This window comes from Acidovorax sp. LjRoot117 (assembly GCF_964252695.1).
Taxonomy (GTDB): Bacteria; Pseudomonadota; Gammaproteobacteria; order Burkholderiales; family Burkholderiaceae_C; genus Acidovorax.
In genome coordinates this window covers 99,036-117,737 of the sequence record NZ_CAXUPO020000006.1, presented here as the reverse complement: position 1 = coordinate 117,737, position 18,702 = coordinate 99,036, and the positions used below count along the sequence as shown (strand labels likewise).

Here is an 18,702-nt window from a genome sequence, read left to right as displayed (position 1 = left end):
CTGCTCTGAACTCAAGATAGCGGGCACTTCGGGGCGCGTCATCGGCGAAGAATCGGCCGATGTGTCCACAATGATAAAAGGGAACGGAAATGAGAGTCGCCATCCTGGGCGCCGGCGCCATTGCCTACGGAAACGCCGCTTTAATGTGCCAGAACGGGCACGACGTGGTCATCTGGTCTCCCTCAGGGAGGCGGACTGCGTCGATTGCAGCCGGTGCACCTCTGCACGCAAGTGGTGCCGTATCTGGAAGCTTTCACCCGCGCATTGCGTCGAGTTGCGCGGAGGCGCTGGCCGGCGCCGAAGCTATCGTGGTTGCGGTGCCCGGCTACGGCCATCGGTTTATCGTCGAAACTGCGGCGCCACATGTGCGTGACGATCAGGTCGTCGTGTTCAGCTCGCATCTCTCTTTTGCTGCGCTCTACTTGACTAAGCTGCTGGGCGAGCGGGGAGTCGTGGTGCCGATAGCGACGCTGGCGACGACTGTCACGACCGGCCGACAAACATCACTCGACACCGTCTACGTGGGAGCGATCCGGGCACTTCTTGACGTCGCGGTCATTCCTAAGGAAAGAACGGCTCGCGCAATGGAGGTCTGCCGCACACTGTTCGGAGATCGGTTTCAGCAACAGACTGGTTTGCTGGCCATAGCTCTCAGCAATTTGAATCCGCAGAATCACCTCGCCATCGCTCTGTGCAACCTGACGCGGATGGAACTGGGGGAAAAGTGGGGCCAGAACGAGAACATTACCTCCGCCGTAGCACGCTTCATAGAAGCTCTCGACCTGGAGCGCCTGGCAATCGCTCACGCATTTGGATTGAACGTGCGCACCGTTCAAGAACATTTCTGCCTATCAAACGATGTGCCTTTGGGCACCCTGCATGAAATGGTCAGGAACCGCGCACAACGGCCGGGGCCGTTCGGGCCCACCTCATTGGACTCTCGATACGTTACCGAAGACATGCCGTTTGGGTTGGCACCGACCATCAGCATCGCGAGCATTGCCGACGTCAAGGTCCCGCTACACGAGAGCGGCCTCTGCATCGTGTCTGCACTCTATGGTCGTGACTTTGCAGCAGAGAACGACATCCTGCCCCGTCTTGGACGACTGACGCGAGAGATGCTTGCCGAGTTGGGATAGAGAAGGGTATGAGGTTGCTCCTGAAACCTATTCAAGTGGGGGAGCGCTCGTGACCATCGTCCCAGGGCTGTTTGACCAGCATGAATGAACGAGCGGCACATCATCCGCACCATCGCGCCGCTCAGAAGCTCGTGTCGACGAGGCTACCACGTGAGCGGCACCCTGCCCCGCGTGTGGACCAAGCTCTCCAACGACCGCGCCAAAGCCTTGCGCATGTGTGCCCAACGAGAAGGGGTGCGCGAGGACGAATCCACCCGGCTTTTCTCGGTGGTGGCCAAGCGGTACGTGCGCGAGGCGTTCTCCACCAAGAGCGTTCAGACCAGGCGCGACAACGACAAGGAACTCGCCCACCTGCTGCGCGTGTTCGGACACATGCCCATCGAGGCCATCGCCCCCATGCACATCCCATCAGCTGGCGCTCATGCGCAACCGTTGAGTGTTGAATTCAAATTTACAAACCAGAAACTGTAAAATCAATTTACTGCTTACAATGCGTAAATCACAAATACAGCCTGAGGTTTGTATGTCTGGATTTACAGTGCGCACAGCCGATCAGTTGCCCTCCCTGCTACAGGGCTTCCGCAAGGAGACTGGCCTCACGCAAAGTGAGGTGGCGCTGCGCCTGGGTGTAACCCAACAGACCTATTCAGCATTGGAGCGTAACGCCGAAAATATTGGCGCGGCCCGACTGTTGAAGCTGTTGGGCATCCTCGGCGTGGAAATGGTGCTCAACAAGCCCGTACCACTACACCCTGCACCGAATCAGACTGACACCGATCAGCCAAGCTGGTGAGCCATGGGACGCCGCTCACACAAGCGCGCTCTGGGCCTCTGGATGAACGGCGCTTTCGTCGGCACCTGGAGCCTGGCACCGAACGCGCCGGACATGTTGCAGTACGACCCAACATGGGCCAGCTCAGAGCAAGGACGTGCACTGTCATTGTCCTTGCCCTTCACCCCAGGCAACGCCCCCCATCGCGGCGACAAGGTTCGCGCCTATTTCGAGAACCTGCTTCCTGACAGCAAGGACATCCGTGAACGGGTCGCTCGCCGCTACCGCATGGGTTCCACTGACGCCTTCGACCTGCTGTCCGAGATCGGCCGAGACTGTGTGGGCGCACTCGAAATCCTGCCCGATGGCCAGGCCTCGGCGGGAATCACGCCCCTGCAAGCCGAACCCCTGAGCGACGCGCAGGTCGCCGAGGTCTTGCGTGGCACTACGACCCCGAACACGCTGGGACTGGCGAGCAGCGACGACGATTTCCGGATTTCCATCGCGGGCGCGCAGGAGAAAACCGCGCTGCTGCATCACAACGGGCAGTGGCACCTGCCCCGCGGGAGCACGCCCACCACGCACATCCTCAAGTTGCCCCTGGGGCTGATCGGCGGCATGAAGATCGACATGCGCGACTCGGTCGAAAACGAGTGGCTGTGCTCGCTGGTACTGCGGGAGTTCGGGCTGCCCGTAGCAGCGTGTGCACCCGTGCAGTTCGAGGATATGACGGCACTGTCGGTTGAACGCTTCGACCGCGCATGGTGGGACAGCCCGACAGGCGACCGCCGCCTCGTTCGACTTCCACAGGAAGACCTGTGCCAAGCCACTGGCACCCCTCCGGGAGCGAAGTACGAAGCCGATGGCGGTCCGGGCATGGTCCGCATTCTGGACGTGCTGGAGGGCTCGATGGCGCGGGAGCAGGACCGCCGCACCTTCTTCCAGGCGCAGGTGCTGTTCTGGATGCTGTGCGCCACGGACGGCCATGCGAAGAACTTCAGCCTGTTCCTGCGGCCCGCAGGGCGCTACCAGCTGACGCCGCTTTACGACGTGCTGTCGGCCTATCCAGTGCTCGGCGAGGGGCCAGGGAAAATTTCACCGTTCAAGGCCAAGATGGCCATGGCCGTGCGCTCGAAGAATACGCACTGGAAGATGCGGGACATCCTGCGCCGGCATTGGCTCGCACTGGGCACACGCCACGGCATCGTGAGCGATGACGGCCGGCAGGTGCAATTCATCCTGGACGACCTGGTCGCGCGAACACCCGGGGTGGTGGGCGCGGTGCGGGCAAAGCTGCCGGCGGACTTTCCCGAGCAGATGGCCGACAGCATCTTTAGCGGCTTGCAGAACGCCGCAAGTAACCTCACGCATAAGGATTGAAGCTTGCTGAACTGCTGATCACGATTGCACTGGCGCTAACATCTAAGGCTCTGTGTGCAGTTTCAACCGCACCTCGCCCCTCGATGCGGCGCACCACCGTCAACAGTTGGGGAGGCGTGATGGAGCTGACGGGCTCTGATCCAACCCAGGGGAACACATCGACCTCAAGTCGTCGCAGAAACTTTTCCCCATAGCTGGGGGCCCATTCCTCCTTGCGGGTGTCAAACCACTCCCTGGCGACATGCTCAAAGCTTTCTTCTGGGGGCAACCCAGATTCGGCACGCGCGGCGGCCGCGTCTTCGACCACGTTTCGGGTCCTCTCTGCTTTGCGTTGATCGCTGGGGTCCCTTGTCCACCGGCCAGCAGTTCGCGGGCGCTGTCTGCCTTCTCACGAGCATCCCGGAGGCTTGTTTCTGGATAGGTGCCCAGCGAGATCCGCTTCTCTTTCCCGGCAATGCGGTACTTGAGCCGCCACCACTTGCCCCCAGCCGGGGAAATCTCAAGGTAGAGGCCTTTTGCGTCGACCAGCTTGCGGGGCTTGGGCCCAGGCTGGGCCTTGCGAATTGCGGTGTCTGTCAGAGGCATTGGGGGCAACTTTTGCAGCAGTTGCCCCCGAGCCTAGCAGTTGCCCCCAAAGTTGCCCCCACTTTGTGCTGGCTTGGGGCGGATAACTACGGACGGGTCTGGAATGAAAAAAGCCCTAAGTCGTTAATTTACTTAGGGCTTTTTAACTTTTGCGGACGCCTATGGACGACTACAAAATGAATAGTGGTGGCCTGGGGCGGAATCGAACCACCGACACAAGGATTTTCAATCCTCTGCTCTACCGACTGAGCTACCGGGCCTGAGCCTCAAATTATAACCAGAAAAAAAGGGCTTTCTGGCGATGAACGGAAATTTTTGACGATGCCTGAAGATCAACCGCGCTTGCCGCGGCCCAGGTCCACGCCCAGCTGGCGGAGCTTGCGGTACAGGTGGGTGCGTTCCAGGCCGGTCTTTTCGGCCACGCGGGTCATGGAGCCGCCTTCGCGGGCCAGGTGGAATTCGAAATAGGCTTTCTCGAAGCCGTCGCGCGCTTCGCGCAGGGGGCGATCCAGGTCGAAGCCCTGGTGGGCGTGGGGGCCGGCGTCCACGCCGGCCATCACGGTCGACACGGCGGGCAGTTGCGCAAAGGTGGGGTCGGCCGGGGGCTGGACGGGTGCCTGGGCGGCGGCGGCAGGTGCGGCCTGGTGGGCGGCGTTGCGGGCCAGGCCCTGCTCTACTGCCTTGAGCAGCTTTTGCAGGGTGATGGGCTTTTCCAGGAAGGAGAAGGCGCCGATGCGGGTGGCCTCCACCGCGGTGTCGATGGTGGCGTGGCCGCTCATCATGATCACGGGCATGGTCAGCACGCCGGCGGTGGCCCATTCCTTGAGCAGGGAGACGCCGTCGGTGTCGGGCATCCAGATATCGAGCAGCACCAGGTCGTAGCTGTTCCCGGCCCGGGCGCTGCGCGCCTGGGTGGCGTTTTCTGCGAGGTCTACGCTGTGACCTTCGTCGTTCAGGATTTCCGACAGCAGATCACGAATGCCGAGCTCATCGTCGACCACCAGAATGTTTGCCATGTGTGTAGAAACGCCTTGGGAAGTACTGCGGGGCGGTGTTGTTATGCCGCCAACGCTGGTTCAGGGGCGAATGATAACGACACTTGGGCCCCGCGCACCACGCCATCTTCGGTGCGGTTGGACAGGTCGATGCGTGCGCCGTGCTCGTCGGCGATCTTTTTGACCACGGCCAGGCCCAGGCCGGTGCCGCGTGGCTTGGTGGTGACATAGGGCTCGAAAGCGCGCTGCAGGATGTGTGCCGGAAAGCCGCCGCCGCTGTCGGCCACGGTGAGCCGCACGCGGCGTGAAGACTCACTCCAGCGGGTGCTGATGCGCACGGGCGGCAGCGGCTCGGTGGCTGTGGCGCGCGCTTGCTCGGTGGAGTCCTGGGCGTTTTGCAGGAGGTTGTGGACGACCTGGCGCAGCTGCTGGGCATCGCCCGCTATCGAGGGGCAACGCGGGTCCAGCTCGGCTTCCACGCGGACGGTGGCGTTCTCTTCGCCGTAGAGGTTCAGCACGTCGGTGACCAGCGCATTGATGTCCAGCAGCTGCAATTCCGCGGCGGGCAGGCGGGCGTAGTCGCGAAACTCGTTGACCAGCCGCTTCATCGCGTCGACCTGGTCGACGATGGTCTTGACGGACTTGGTCAGCACGGCCTGTTCGGGTGCCGGCAGCTTGCCGGCGAGCTTCATTTCCAAGCGTTCGGCCGACAGCTGGATGGGTGTCAGGGGGTTCTTGATTTCGTGTGCGAGGCGGCGCGCCACCTCGCCCCAGGCCTGCGCACGCTGTGCAGAAACAATTTCCGAAATGTCGTCAAAAACCAACAGTCGGGCGGAGTCGGGCAGTTCTGCGCCCCGCGCGACCAGGCTGGTGGCGTGCTGCCCCACGCCGATGGACGACGCATGCAGCTCGAAGGGTTGCTGCCAGTGGTCCAGCCCGTGGCGTTCGTTGTCGCCCAGGAAGGCGTCGAAGTGGCCCTGCACGGACGCCGCGAACTCGGACAGGCCGGGCACTTCGGACAGCGCCCGGCCTTCGTACGCGGCCATGGGCGCGCGCAGGATGCGGGTGGCGCCGGGGTTGGACGAGCGGATCACGCCGCGCTCGTCCAGCACGATGACGCCGGCGGTGAGGTTGTCGAGGATGGTCTGCAGGTTGGCGCGCGCGGCATCGACCTCGCCCATGCTCAGCTCCACAGCCTGGCGGGCGTCAGCCAGCTGCTGCGTCATGAGCGCGAACGACCGCGTCAGGCCGCCCAGTTCGTCTTTGCCCTGCAGCGCGGCCTTGGGGCTCAGGTTGCCTGCCGCCACTTCGCGCACGCCTTCTGCCAGCACCAAGAGGGGCCGCACCAGCTGGTTGCCCAGCAGCACGGCCAGCAGCACCGCGCCGAACACGGCCAGAAACAGGCTCAGTGTGAGCGTGCCGACGTACATGCGCCGAAGGCCGCCGCGGGACAGGGCTCGTTCCTGGTACTCGCGGTTGGCCTCCTGCACGGCGATGGCGTTGGCCACCAGGGCTGCGGGCAACGGCAATGTGGCCTGCAGGTAGCGCGGCTCGGCCAGCAGGCCCACGCTGGGGTTGCTGACGAGTGCCAGCACCTTCACCCGTGCGTTCTGCGCGGCGGCAGGGTCGGAGACATCGTCCAGCCCCTCGATCAGGGCGCTGGCGCGCTGCTGGCGCACGGTGCGCAGCAGCGACACGCTGGGGCGCTCGGGGTTGAGGCTGAAGCGGGACTGGCCGGCGCTGGCCACCGCCTGGCCCGCCGCGTTCCAGAGCACGACGTCGGTGGCGCCCAGCTGGTCGCGGATGCGCTCCAGCACCAGCCCGGCCGCGGCGTCGGGCACCTGGGCCACCTGGGCCGCGGCGTTGCGGGTTTTGGAGGCCATGTCGGCGGCCAGCGAATCGAGGGACACCCGGGCCAGGTTGACCCCGGCGGACAGCGCGCCCTCGACCTTCACGTCGAACCAGCTTTCGATCGAGCGGGTGACGAACTGGTAGGACACCACGTAGATCAGCAGCCCCGGCATGAGGCCCACCAGCGCGAAGATGGCGGCCAGCTTGACCAGCAGTCGGCTGCCGAAGCGCCCCTTACGCAGCCGCATGGCCAGGCGCACCGCCACCCAGGCCAGCACCGCCAGCAGCAGCAGCGCCACCAGCACGTTCACCCCGAAGAGCCAGGCGTAGTTGCGCTCGTACAGGGCGCGGTTGTTGGTGGCCAGCGTGAGCAGGAACAGCAGCACCAGCCCGATGGCCGACATGATGGCCGCGCCCACCCCCACCGCCCAACGCACAGCGCGGGACTGGCGGGCCGCCGCGTGGGCAGAGGCCGAGGGGGACGGGCTGGAGGGTTCGGAACTCACTTGGCGGGCTCGGGAGCGCCGATGCGCTGGCTGCGCGACACCAGCAGGTTCCAGCCCGTGCGGCCTACGGCGCCGATCTGGAAGGGCCGAGGGAGTTGAGAGGTGTCGAGCCGGAACCGGAAGTGGACGGTGTGGACCCCGTCGGCATCCATGACGTCGCCATCGGCGATCTTCCACCTTGAAAAGCGCTGTATGGCGGCCATCGCATCTTCATATTCGTCAAACGTCTGGCCCAGCACCACGCCCAGGCCGCTGTTGGTAAAGGGGATGGGCGAGATGTTCAGCCGCCACCGGCGGGTCAGGGGCTGGTAACTTAGGCGCAGATAGCGGCTAGTTTCTGCCACTTGGCGGTCGTACCAGTACCAGCGGTCGCGGGTGACCTGGGCCTCGGCCACAAAGTACATGGGGATGCCTTTGTAGAGGGCATCCTCGGCCAGCTCGGGCAGCGCGACCTGCAGGTTGGCGCTCAGGTACAGGCCGTCTTCGGTGCGGTCGATCCGCAGGTCGCCCACTTCGGGGACGGAGGATGAGGCCGCCAGCGCGGTGGATGTGAGGAAAAGGCAGCCCCACAGCACCAGGATCCAGCCACACAGCAGGTGCCAATGGGCCCGTGGAGGCTCATTGCGGCGATTTCTGCAACAGTGCGTAAAAAAATCCGTCGTGGTCACCGAACTGATTGTCCGGGACAGCCCCGGCCTTGTCCCCATTACCGGGAATTAAATGCCCGGGCGACGGCAGCAATTGCGCATCGGTGTTGTGCGCAAGAAACGTTTGAACCTGCCCGTCTCCCTCGGCGCGGAACACGGAACAGGTGCAGTACAGCAGCCGCCCGCCGGGGCGCACCAGGGGCCACAAGGCCGCCAGCAGCTGCGCCTGCAGCACCGCCAGCTGGGCGATGTCGCTCTCGCGGCGCAGCCAGCGCACATCGGGATGGCGCCGCACGATGCCCGACGCCGTGCAGGGCGCATCCAGCAAGATGGCATCGAAAAGCGCACCGCCGCAGTGCTGCTGCCACCAGTCCTCGGGGCGCGCGGCATCGGCCACCAGCACGTTTGCCTGCAGCCCCAGCCGCTGCAGGGTTTCACCGATGCGCGCGCTGCGCACCGGGTCGATCTCCAGCGCGGTCACCTGCAGGGGCGCACCGGCACCGGCCATTTCCAGCAGGTGGGCGGTCTTGCCGCCCGGGGCGGCGCAGGCGTCCAGCACCCGCAGGGGCTGAGACAGGTCGAGCCCGTTCAGCAACAGGGGCGCCGCCAGCTGGGCAGCCGCGTCCTGCACGGACACCTGGCCGTCGCCAAAGCCCGGCAAGGCCTGCACCGGCACGGGCTGGCGCAGCTCCAGCCCTGACGGGCCCACCGGCCTTGCTTCCAAATTAATAGCGCTTAGCGCTTGCTGGTAGAGCGGTAGCGGGCTTTTTTGTGCATTGACCCGCAGCGTCATGGGCGCGTGGGTGTTGTTGGCCTGCAGGATCTGCTCCCAGTGCGCGGGGTGGTCCTTGCGCAAGCGCGCTATCCACCAGGCGGGGTGGTTCCAGCGCGCCAGCGGATCGGCGTCGGTGCCTTGTACCAGCGCGGCTTGCTCGCGCAGGAATCTGCGCAGGCAGCCGTTGATGAAGGACGCCTGTGCGCGCGTGGCGGCGTGGCGCTTGGCAGCCTCGACCGCCTGGTTCACCAGGGTGAAGGGCTCGTAGGGAGATTCCTGCGGGTTCCAGCACAGCGCCAGGGCGGTGCAGAGCAAGGCGTCTGCGGCCGGGGGCGGCGTGCGCGGCACCATGGCCCGGCGCAGCGCTTCGGCGCGCCCGGCCTGGCGCAGCACCTGGAACAGCAGCGCCTGCACGCCGGGGCGCAGGGCCGCGTCCACCGCCGCCAGCGCCGCTGTGCCGGACTGACCGGACCGAATGGCCTGCAGCGCGGCGGCCACGGCCAGCAGTTGCTGCCACAGCGCCACGGGCTGCTGCTGCTGCTGCTGCTGCTGCTGCTGCTGCTGCTGCTGCTGCTGCTGCTGCTGCGGTTGGTGGCCGGCCGATGGCGCGCTGTTGCGGTGGCCAGCGGGCGCAGGGCCTGCACCCTGCGGGCGCCGCGGGGCACGGGGTGCACCGCCGTGGGAATGTGAGGGGCTCATCATGGTGGGTCCTTGCGGTCAGGCGCTACAGCCCACGCGCCGCCTTGAAGCCGAACGCCCAGGCCAGCAGGTTGGCCGGGAACTGGGCGATGGCTTCGTTGTACTGGACCACTGCGTCGTTGAAGACGGCGATGGCCTGTTCGTTCTGCTGTATGTGGTCGTTCCAGCGCACCGGCCAGAACAACGCGGGCGGTACCTCGGCCAGCGGGGCCGTGCCCTCTTCCCCCTCCTCTTCGCCCGGTGTGGCTGTGGTCGCAACCGCCACCGCCACCGGCCCTTCGGCCGCCTGTGCCGCCGACGGGGCGGGAGCCGGCTGTGCAGCGGCCGCGGCTTCCTGTGCCTTGCGCAGCGCGCCGGGCCAGCTGGCATGCAGCACATCGCGCGCAGCAGCCAGCGCTGCCATCGCATCGGCACGCAAGGGCCGGGCACGGGCCACGGCCAGCGACGCACTCAGCTGGGTGGTGGCGCCCTGCAGCGCTGCGATCTCCTGGTCTGCCGGCGGCGGCATCGCCCCGTCGCGCTGCACGGCGCAGGACGCATGAAACTCACCCAGCAGCGCCATCAGGCGCACCATGTGCGCGTCAAAACTGCCGAACGACTGCACGACGGCCGAGCGCAACCGCATCAGCCGGTTGTAGGCCCCCAGCGCCCAGAACAGTGCGATGGCAAAGACGATCCAGAAAAGAGGCGATGACCACATGCAATGCACATCTGCCGGCGGCGCCCACGTGGCGCGCACGGCCCGAAGAAGAGATGAACGGAAAAAGAGGCACCATGAAAAACGCTCCCGGCCTGCCTGGGACAGGACGGGAGCGCTTCAATGACGGCCCGGGGGCTCGGGGCAGCGGCGAACAAGTCCCTCGCGCATGGCGCAGACCTGTTCGGGCGTTGCCTTAGTCGGCCGTGTTGTCGCTGGCAGACACCGTGGCGCCGCCTTCGACGTCCGCCGTATCCGCCTGGGCTTCCATTTCTGCCGCTTCAGCGTCGGCGATGGCACGGCGCTCTGCGTCGTCCATGGCGTCCTTGGCCTTGCGTGCCTGGTGGTAAGCCATGCCGGTACCGGCAGGGATCAGGCGACCCACGATCACGTTTTCCTTCAGGCCACGCAGCTCGTCGCGCTTGCCCATGATGGCAGCCTCGGTGAGCACGCGGGTGGTTTCCTGGAAGGAAGCCGCCGAGATGAACGAGTCGGTGGACAGCGATGCCTTCGTGATACCCAGCAGCAGGTTGCTGTAGGTCGCGGCGATCTTGCCTTCGGAGTGCAGTGCATCGTTGGTGTTCAGGATCTCGGAGCGCTCGACCTGTTCACCGGCAATGTAGTTCGACTCGCCGACGTTCTCGACCACGACGCGGCGCAGCATCTGGCGAACGATCACCTCGATGTGCTTGTCGTTGATCTTCACGCCCTGCAAGCGGTACACGTCCTGCACTTCGTCCACGATGTAGCGCGACAGCTCTTCGATGCCCAGCAGGCGCAGGATGTCTTGCGGATCGGCGGGGCCGTCCACAATCGATTCGCCCTTGTTCACCACCTGGCCTTCGTGCACCAGGATGTTCTTTTCCTTGGGCACGAGTTCTTCGAACACGTGGCCTTCAGGATCGGTGATCTGCAGGCGGACCTTGCCCTTGGTTTCCTTGCCGAACGACACGGTACCGGTCATTTCGGCCAGCGTGCCCTTGTCCTTCGGAGTACGGGCTTCGAACAGCTCGGCCACGCGGGGCAGACCGCCGGTAATGTCGCGGGTCTTCTGACCTTCGACCGGGATACGGGCCAGCACTTCGCCGGGGCCCACGTCCTGGCCGTCGCGCACCTGGATCAGCGCGCCCACCTGGAAGCCGATGGTCACCGAGTGGTCGGTGCCAGGGATCTTCACTTCGTTGCCTTGCGCGTCGATCAGCTTCACCTGTGGACGAACGACCTTGGCAGCGCCGCGGCGCTTGGGGTCGATCACCACCAGCGTGGACAGGCCGGTCACTTCGTCGACCTGCTTGGCCACCGTGAGGCCTTCTTCGACGTTCTCGAACTTGGTCTGGCCGGCGAACTCGGTGATGATGGGGCGCGTCAGCGGATCCCAGTTGGCGAGGATGGTGCCAGCCTTGATGGTCTGGTCGGCCTTCACCGTCAGCGTCGCGCCGTAAGGCACCTTGTGGCGTTCGCGCTCGCGGCCATGCTCGTCGTGGATGATGATCTCACCCGAACGTGCAATGACGACCAGCTCGCCCTTGGTGTTGCTCACGTAGCGCATCGTGGCGTTGAAGCCGATCACGCCATTGGACTTGGCTTCCACGCTCGACGCGATGGCTGCACGCGAAGCGGCGCCACCGATGTGGAACGTACGCATGGTCAGCTGCGTGCCGGGCTCGCCGATGGACTGGGCAGCGATCACACCCACGGCTTCGCCGAGGTTGATCAGGCCGCCGCGGCCCAGGTCGCGTCCGTAGCACTTGGCGCACAGGCCGTAGCGGGTTTCGCAGGTCAGTGCCGTGCGCACCTTCACCTCGTCCACACCAGCGGCTTCCATATCTTCGATGAGGTCTTCTTCCAGCATCACGCCGGCAGGCACCAGCACCGAGCGGTTCTCGGGGTGCAGCACGTCCTCGGCCGCGGTGCGGCCCAGGATACGGTCGCGCAGCGATTCGATCACTTCACCGCCTTCGACGATGGCGCGCATCAGCGAACCATTGGAAGTGCCGCAATCCTCTTCGGTCACCACCAGATCCTGCGTCACGTCCACCAGACGGCGGGTCAGGTAACCCGAGTTGGCGGTCTTCAGCGCCGTGTCGGCCAGACCCTTACGGGCACCGTGGGTGGAGATGAAGTACTCCAGCACGTTCAGACCTTCGCGGAAGTTCGCGGTGATGGGCGTCTCGATGATCGAGCCGTCAGGCTTGGCCATCAGGCCCCGCATACCGGCCACCTGGCGAATCTGCGCCGCAGAACCCCGGGCGCCCGAGTCGGCCATCATGTAGATGGAGTTGAAGGACTCCTGGTCCACTTCCTTGCCGTGGCGGTCCATGACCTTCTGCTTCGACAGCTGGGCCATCATCACCTTGGACACTTCGTCGCCGGCCTTGCCCCAGATGTCCACCACCTTGTTGTAGCGCTCGCCGGAGGTGACCAGACCGGACACGTACTGCTGTTCGATCTCCTTCACTTCCTTCTCGGAACGCTCGATGATGCCGGCCTTCTGTGGAGGCACCAGCATGTCGTCGATGGCGATCGAGATACCGGCGCGCGTGGCCAGACGGAAGCCGTTTTGCAGCAGCTTGTCGGCGAACACGACCGTTTCCTTCAGGCCGCACTTGCGGAAGGACACGTTGATCAGGCGCGAGATTTCCTTCTTCTTGAGCGCCTTGTTCATGTTGGAGAACGGCAGGCCCTTCGGAAGAATCTCGGACAGCAGTGCACGGCCGGCGGTGGTTTCCACGAGCGAGGTGGACGGAACGAATTCGCCCGTTTCCTTGTTCTTGGTCCACTCGGTCATGCGCACCGTGATCTTGGCGGCGAGTTCGACTTCGCCGGCGTCCAGAGCACGCTGCACTTCACCGGTGTCGGCGAACACCAGGCCTTCGCCCTTGCCGTTGATGCGGTCACGGGTGGCGTAGTACAGGCCCAGCACCACGTCCTGCGAAGGAACGATGGAGGGTTCGCCCGATGCGGGGAACAGCACGTTGTTGGAGGCCAGCATCAGCGTGCGGGCTTCCATCTGCGCTTCCACCGACAGCGGTACGTGGACGGCCATCTGGTCACCGTCGAAGTCGGCGTTGAAGGCCGCGCAGACGAGGGGGTGCAGCTGGATGGCCTTGCCTTCGATCAGGATGGGCTCGAAGGCCTGGATGCCCAGACGGTGCAGCGTAGGCGCACGGTTGAGCATCACGGGGTGTTCCTTGATGACCTCTTCCAGGATGTCCCACACCACCGGCGTGCCGGATTCGACTTCCTTCTTGGCAGCCTTGATCGTCGTCGCGATGCCCATGGCTTCCAGGCGCGAGAAGATGAAGGGTTTGAACAGCTCCAGAGCCATCAGCTTGGGCAGGCCGCACTGGTGCAGCTTGAGCGTCGGACCCACGGTGATCACGGAACGGCCCGAGTAGTCCACCCGCTTGCCCAGCAAGTTCTGGCGGAAACGGCCCGACTTGCCCTTGATCATGTCGGCCAGCGACTTCAGCGCGCGCTTGTTGGCGCCCGTCATGGCCTTGCCACGGCGGCCGTTGTCCAGCAGCGAGTCGACGGCTTCCTGCAGCATCCGCTTTTCGTTGCGGGCGATGATTTCAGGGGCCTTCAGCTCCAGCAGGCGGCGCAGGCGCGAGTTGCGGTTGATGACGCGGCGGTACAGGTCGTTCAGGTCGGACGTGGCGAAGCGGCCGCCATCGAGCGGCACCAGCGGACGCAGGTCCGGTGGCAGCACGGGCAGCACTTCGAGCACCATCCACTCGGGCTTGATGCCCGACTTCTTGAAGGCTTCCAGCACCTTCAGGCGCTTGGCGTTCTTCTTGACCTTGACTTCGGAGCCGGTCAGGTCGCCGCGCAGGCGTTCGATCGACAGGTCGATGTCGATGGATTCCAGCAGGTCCTTGATACCTTCGGCGCCCATCTTGGCGATGAACTCGTCGCCGTATTCCTTGCGCTTGGCGTCGTAGTCGTCCTCGGACATGATGCTGAACTTCTTCAGCGGGGTCATGCCGGGGTCGGTCACCACGTAGGCTTCGAAGTACAGCACGCGTTCGATGTCGCGCAGCGTCATGTCGAGCACCAGGCCCAGGCGCGATGGCAGCGACTTCAGGAACCAGATGTGCGCGCAGGGCGCGGCCAGGTCGATGTGACCCATGCGCTCGCGGCGCACCTTGGTCTGCGTGACTTCAACGCCGCACTTCTCGCAGATCACGCCGCGGTGCTTGAGGCGCTTGTACTTGCCGCACAGGCACTCATAGTCCTTGATGGGGCCGAAGATCTTGGCGCAGAACAGACCGTCGCGCTCGGGCTTGAACGTGCGGTAGTTGATGGTCTCGGGCTTCTTCACTTCGCCGAAAGACCACGAGCGGATCTTTTCGGGCGAAGCCATGCCGATGCGGATGGCATCGAAGTGCTCATCCGGCGTGAATTGCTTGAACAGGTCGAGTAGCGATTTCATAGTGACTCTTTCCTTTTCTGCTTAGGAGCGTTCCAGCTCGATGTCCAGGCCCAGCGAACGGATTTCCTTGACCAGCACGTTGAACGATTCCGGCATGCCGGCTTCGATCGCGTGCTCGCCCTTGACGATGGACTCGTACACCTTGGTACGGCCCACCACGTCGTCGGACTTCACCGTCAGCATTTCCTGCAGCACGTAGGCGGCGCCGTAAGCTTCCAGCGCCCACACTTCCATTTCCCCGAAACGCTGGCCACCGAACTGCGCCTTGCCGCCCAGCGGTTGCTGCGTGACGAGCGAGTAAGGACCGGTCGAACGGGCATGCATCTTGTCGTCCACCAAGTGGTGCAGCTTCAGATAGTGCATGTAGCCGATGGTCGTCGGACGCTCGAAGCGTTCGCCGGTGCGGCCGTCGAACAGGTACGCCTGGGTGCGCGTGGGCGTGAGGCCCTTGCGCTCGGCGATGTCGTCCGGGTAGGCGATCTTCAGCATGTCCTTGATTTCTTCTTCCGAAGCACCATCGAACACCGGGGTCGCGTACGGCACGCCATTGGTGAGGTTGACCGCCATGGCCATGAGGTCGTCGTCGCTCAGTTGCGACAGGTCCTCGGTACGGCCGCGGGAGTTGTAGACCTCTTCCATGAACTTGCGCAGTTCGGAAGCCTTGGCTTCTTCCTGCAGCATGTTGCCGATGCGCTGGCCAATGCCCTTGCCGGCCCAGCCCAGGTGGACTTCCAGCACCTGACCGATGTTCATCCGCGAAGGCACGCCCAGCGGGTTCAGAACGATGTCGGCGGGGGTGCCGTCGGCCATGTAAGGCATGTCTTCGACCGGGACGATCTTGGAGACCACACCCTTGTTGCCGTGGCGGCCGGCCATCTTGTCGCCAGGCTGCAGGCGGCGCTTGACGGCCAGGTACACCTTGACCATCTTGAGCACGCCCGCAGGCAGCTCGTCGCCTTGCGTGAGCTTCTTGCGCTTTTCTTCAAAGGCCAGGTCGAAGCTGTGGCGCGTCTGCTCCAGCGCATTCTTGATGGACTCGAGCTGCGTGGCGACTTCGTCTTCCGCGGGGCGGATGTCGAACCAGTGGAACTTCTCGACCGACGCCAGGTAGGCCTTGTCGATCTTGGTGCCCTTGGCAAGCTTTTGCGGGCCGCCGTTGGCCACGCGGTTGTTCAGCAGCTTCTCGATACGGTCGAAGGCGTCGGCCTCGACGATACGCAGCTGGTCGTTCAGGTCCAGGCGGAAGCGCTTGAGTTCATCGTCGATGATCTGCTGGGCGCGCTTGTCGCGCTGGATGCCTTCGCGGGTGAACACCTGCACGTCGATCACGGTGCCCGACGAGCCCTGGTCCACGCGCAGCGAGGTGTCCTTCACATCGGAAGCCTTCTCGCCGAAGATGGCGCGCAGGAGCTTCTCTTCGGGCGTGAGGGTGGTCTCGCCCTTGGGCGTGACCTTGCCCACCAGCGTGTCGCCGGGTTGCACTTCAGCGCCCACGTAGATGATGCCGGACTCGTCCAGGCGGTTCAGCTGCTGCTCCGACAGGTTCGGGATGTCGCGCGTGATTTCTTCGGCGCCCAGCTTGGTGTCGCGGGCCATGACCACCAGTTCCTCGATGTGGATCGAGGTGTAGCGGTCTTCGGCCACCACGCGTTCGGAGATCAGGATCGAGTCTTCGAAGTTGTAGCCGTTCCAGGGCATGAACGCGATCAGCATGTTCTGGCCGATGGCGATTTCGCCGAAGTCCGTCGATGCGCCGTCGGCGATCACGTCACCCTTGACCAGCTTGTCGCCCTTCTGGACGATGGGACGCTGGTGGATGTTGGTGTTCTGGTTGGAACGCTGGTACTTGATGAGGTTGTAGATGTCCACACCCACTTCACCGGCCACGGCTTCCTCGTCGTTCACGCGCACCACGATGCGGGTCGCGTCGACATAGTCGACGATACCGCCGCGGGTGGCCGTGACCACGGTGCCCGAGTCCACGGCAGCCACGCGCTCGATGCCCGTGCCCACCAGGGGCTTTTCAGGACGCAGCACAGGCACGGCCTGGCGCGACATGTTGGCGCCCATCAACGCGCGGTTCGCATCGTCGTGCTCCAGGAACGGAACCAGCGATGCCGCCACCGACACGATCTGCGCGGGCGACACGTCCATGTACTGCACGCGGTCTGCGCCGCACAGGATGGATTCGCCCTTCTCACGGGCAGAGACCAGGTCACCGGTCAGGCGGCCGTCCTTGTCGAGCACGGCGTTGGCCTGCGCGATCACGTACTTGCCTTCTTCGATGGCCGACAGGTAGTCGATCTCGTTCGTCACCGTGCCATCGGCCACGCGGCGGTACGGGGTTTCGATGAAGCCGTACTCGTTCAGGCGGGCGTACAGCGCCAGCGAGTTGATCAGGCCGATGTTCGGGCCTTCAGGCGTTTCGATAGGGCAGACGCGGCCGTAATGGGTCACGTGCACGTCGCGCACTTCGAAGCCGGCACGTTCGCGGGTCAGACCGCCCGGGCCCAGTGCGGAAACACGGCGCTTGTGCGTGATTTCGGCGAGCGGGTTGGTCTGGTCCATGAACTGCGACAGCTGCGACGCACCGAAGAACTCCTTCAGGGCGGCCGAAATCGGCTTGCTGTTGATCAGGTCGTGCGGCATCAGCGGCTCTTGCTCGGCCTGGCCCAGACGCTCCTTCACAGCCTTTTCGATACGTGCCAGGCCCGTGCGGTACTGGTTTTCGGCCAGTTCGCCCACGCAGCGCACGCGGCGGTTGCCCAGGTGATCGATGTCATCGACTTCGCCGTTGCCGTTGCGCAGGTCCACGAGGATCTTGACCACGGCCAGGATGTCTTCGTTGGACAGCACCATGGGGCCGGTGGATTCGTCGCGGCCGATCTTGGCGTTGAACTTCATGCGGCCCACGCGCGACAGGTCGTACGTGTCGGGGTTGTAGAACAGGCGCTGGAACAGGGCCTGCACGGCGTCTTCCGTCGGCGGCTCGCCGGGACGCATCATGCGGTAGATGGCCACGCGGGCCGCGAACTCGTCCACCGTTTCGTCGATGCGCAGCGTCTGCGAGATGTAGGCGCCCTGGTCGAGTTCGTTGGTGTAGATGACCTGCAGGTCCTGCACGCCGGCCGAGCGCAGCTTCTTGAGCAGCGCTTCGGTCAGTTCGTCATTCGCCTTGGCAATGATTTCGCCGGTGTCCGCATCCACGATGTTGCGGGCCACGACGCGGCCGATCAGGAAGTCTTCGGGCACGCTGATGTGCGTGGTGCCGGACTGCTCCAGTTCGCGGGTGTGGCGGGCCGTGACGCGCTTGTCCTTGGCCACGACGACCTTGCCAGACTTGTCGGTGATGTCGAAACGGGCCACTTCGCCGCGCAGGCGCTCGGAGACGAACTCCATCTGCGCGCCGCTGTCCATCAGGCGGAAGTTGTCGTTGACGAAGAAGTTCGCCAGGATCGATTCGGGGTTCAGGCCGATGGCCTTGAGCAGGATCGTGACCGGCATCTTGCGGCGACGGTCCACGCGGAAGTACAGGATGTCCTTCGGGTCGAATTCGAAGTCCAGCCACGAGCCGCGGTAGGGGATGATGCGCGCCGAGAACAGCAGCTTGCCCGAGCTGTGCGTCTTGCCCTTGTCGTGTTCGAAGAACACGCCGGGGGAGCGGTGCAGCTGGGACACGATCACGCGCTCGGTACCGTTGATGATGAACGAGCCCTTGTCGGTCATCAAAGGCACTTCGCCCATGTAGACCTCTTGCTCCTTCACTTCCTTGACCACCTTGGACTGCGACGTCGAGGACTCGCGGTCATAGATGATCAGCTGGACCTTGGCACGCACGGCCGAGGCGAACGTCAGACCACGGGTCTGGCACTCGCGCACGTCGAAGGCGGGCTTGGCCAGGTTGTACTCGATGAACTTCATCTCCACAAAACCGTTGTGGGAGACGATAGGGAAAGCGGCGTCGAACGCAGCCTGCAGGCCTTCAATGGTTCGTTTCTGCGGTGCTTTATCTGCCTGCAGGAATGCGGTGTATGCGTCCTTCTGCATTTGCAGCAGATAAGGAACTTCGAGCACGCTATCGCGGGTGCCGAAGCTCTTGCGGATTCGCTTGCGTTCGGTGTAGGAATAGGCCATGAGATCTCCGGGCAAAGACATGAGTCCTGGGTCTTCGACGACTGACCCGCATGGAGAGGTTTCCGTGCGGGCTTGGCGGTTGGCCAC

12 protein-coding genes, 1 tRNA gene and 1 pseudogene are annotated in these 18,702 nt (G+C 64.3%); 4 read left to right on the top strand and 10 right to left on the bottom strand.

Going from position 1 to position 18,702, the window contains the following annotated elements:
• The first annotated feature begins 89 nt into the window (after positions 1-89).
• From ACSQ3D_RS17090 to ACSQ3D_RS17075, 4 genes are all read left to right on the top strand, one after another.
• Positions 90-1,139, top strand: a complete 1,050-nt coding sequence (locus ACSQ3D_RS17090; protein ID WP_436127676.1) for an NAD/NADP octopine/nopaline dehydrogenase family protein — start codon at positions 90-92, stop codon at positions 1,137-1,139.
• Positions 1,140-1,223: 84 nt separating this feature from the next.
• Positions 1,224-1,610 (top strand): hypothetical protein, encoded by a 387-nt coding sequence (locus ACSQ3D_RS17085; protein WP_436127675.1) that lies wholly within the window; start codon positions 1,224-1,226, stop codon positions 1,608-1,610.
• 52 nt (positions 1,611-1,662) lie between these two features.
• Positions 1,663-1,932: a helix-turn-helix domain-containing protein gene (locus ACSQ3D_RS17080; protein ID WP_436127674.1), complete on the top strand. Its 270-nt coding sequence runs from the start codon at positions 1,663-1,665 to the stop codon at positions 1,930-1,932.
• Between the two features lie 3 nt (positions 1,933-1,935).
• A complete protein-coding gene (locus tag ACSQ3D_RS17075; RefSeq protein WP_436127673.1) occupies positions 1,936-3,291 on the top strand; it encodes a type II toxin-antitoxin system HipA family toxin in 1,356 nt (451 codons plus the stop codon).
• Here the strand turns inward: ACSQ3D_RS17075 and ACSQ3D_RS17070 are convergent.
• From ACSQ3D_RS17070 to rpoB, 10 genes and pseudogenes are all read right to left on the bottom strand, one after another.
• Entirely contained in the window at positions 3,275-3,598 is a 324-nt protein-coding gene (locus ACSQ3D_RS17070; protein WP_436127672.1) for a tyrosine-type recombinase/integrase, read from the bottom strand. The two genes, ACSQ3D_RS17075 and ACSQ3D_RS17070, sit on opposite strands and share 17 nt — an antisense overlap.
• Positions 3,599-3,675: 77 nt before the next feature.
• Positions 3,676-3,876, bottom strand: a pseudogene (locus tag ACSQ3D_RS17065) (Arm DNA-binding domain-containing protein); the annotation flags it as partial.
• A 184-nt stretch (positions 3,877-4,060) separates the two neighbouring features.
• Positions 4,061-4,136, bottom strand: a tRNA-Phe gene (locus ACSQ3D_RS17060).
• A gap of 72 nt (positions 4,137-4,208) precedes the next feature.
• Positions 4,209-4,892, bottom strand: coding sequence for a response regulator (locus tag ACSQ3D_RS17055; RefSeq protein ID WP_056422728.1), 684 nt, complete (start codon positions 4,890-4,892; stop codon positions 4,209-4,211).
• A gap of 41 nt (positions 4,893-4,933) precedes the next feature.
• A complete protein-coding gene (locus ACSQ3D_RS17050) occupies positions 4,934-7,228 on the bottom strand; it encodes an ATP-binding protein (protein ID WP_436127671.1) in 2,295 nt (764 codons plus the stop codon).
• On the bottom strand, positions 7,225-7,803 hold the full coding sequence (locus tag ACSQ3D_RS17045) for a DUF4390 domain-containing protein (protein WP_436127670.1): 579 nt from the start codon (positions 7,801-7,803) through the stop codon (positions 7,225-7,227). Before ACSQ3D_RS17045 ends, ACSQ3D_RS17050 begins: the two co-directional genes overlap by 4 nt.
• A gap of 43 nt (positions 7,804-7,846) precedes the next feature.
• Positions 7,847-9,352 (bottom strand): 16S rRNA (cytosine(967)-C(5))-methyltransferase RsmB, encoded by a 1,506-nt coding sequence (gene rsmB, locus ACSQ3D_RS17040; protein ID WP_436127669.1) that lies wholly within the window; start codon positions 9,350-9,352, stop codon positions 7,847-7,849.
• Between the two features lie 22 nt (positions 9,353-9,374).
• Positions 9,375-10,049 carry a LemA family protein gene (locus ACSQ3D_RS17035; RefSeq protein ID WP_436127668.1) on the bottom strand — a complete coding sequence of 225 codons (675 nt, stop codon included), beginning with the start codon at positions 10,047-10,049 and terminating at the stop codon, positions 9,375-9,377.
• Between the two features lie 193 nt (positions 10,050-10,242).
• Positions 10,243-14,481, bottom strand: coding sequence for a DNA-directed RNA polymerase subunit beta' (gene rpoC / locus ACSQ3D_RS17030; RefSeq protein ID WP_436127667.1), 4,239 nt, complete (start codon positions 14,479-14,481; stop codon positions 10,243-10,245).
• Positions 14,482-14,502: 21 nt separating this feature from the next.
• On the bottom strand, positions 14,503-18,615 hold the full coding sequence (gene rpoB, locus ACSQ3D_RS17025; protein ID WP_056410078.1) for a DNA-directed RNA polymerase subunit beta: 4,113 nt from the start codon (positions 18,613-18,615) through the stop codon (positions 14,503-14,505).
• Positions 18,616-18,702: the final 87 nt, after the last annotated feature.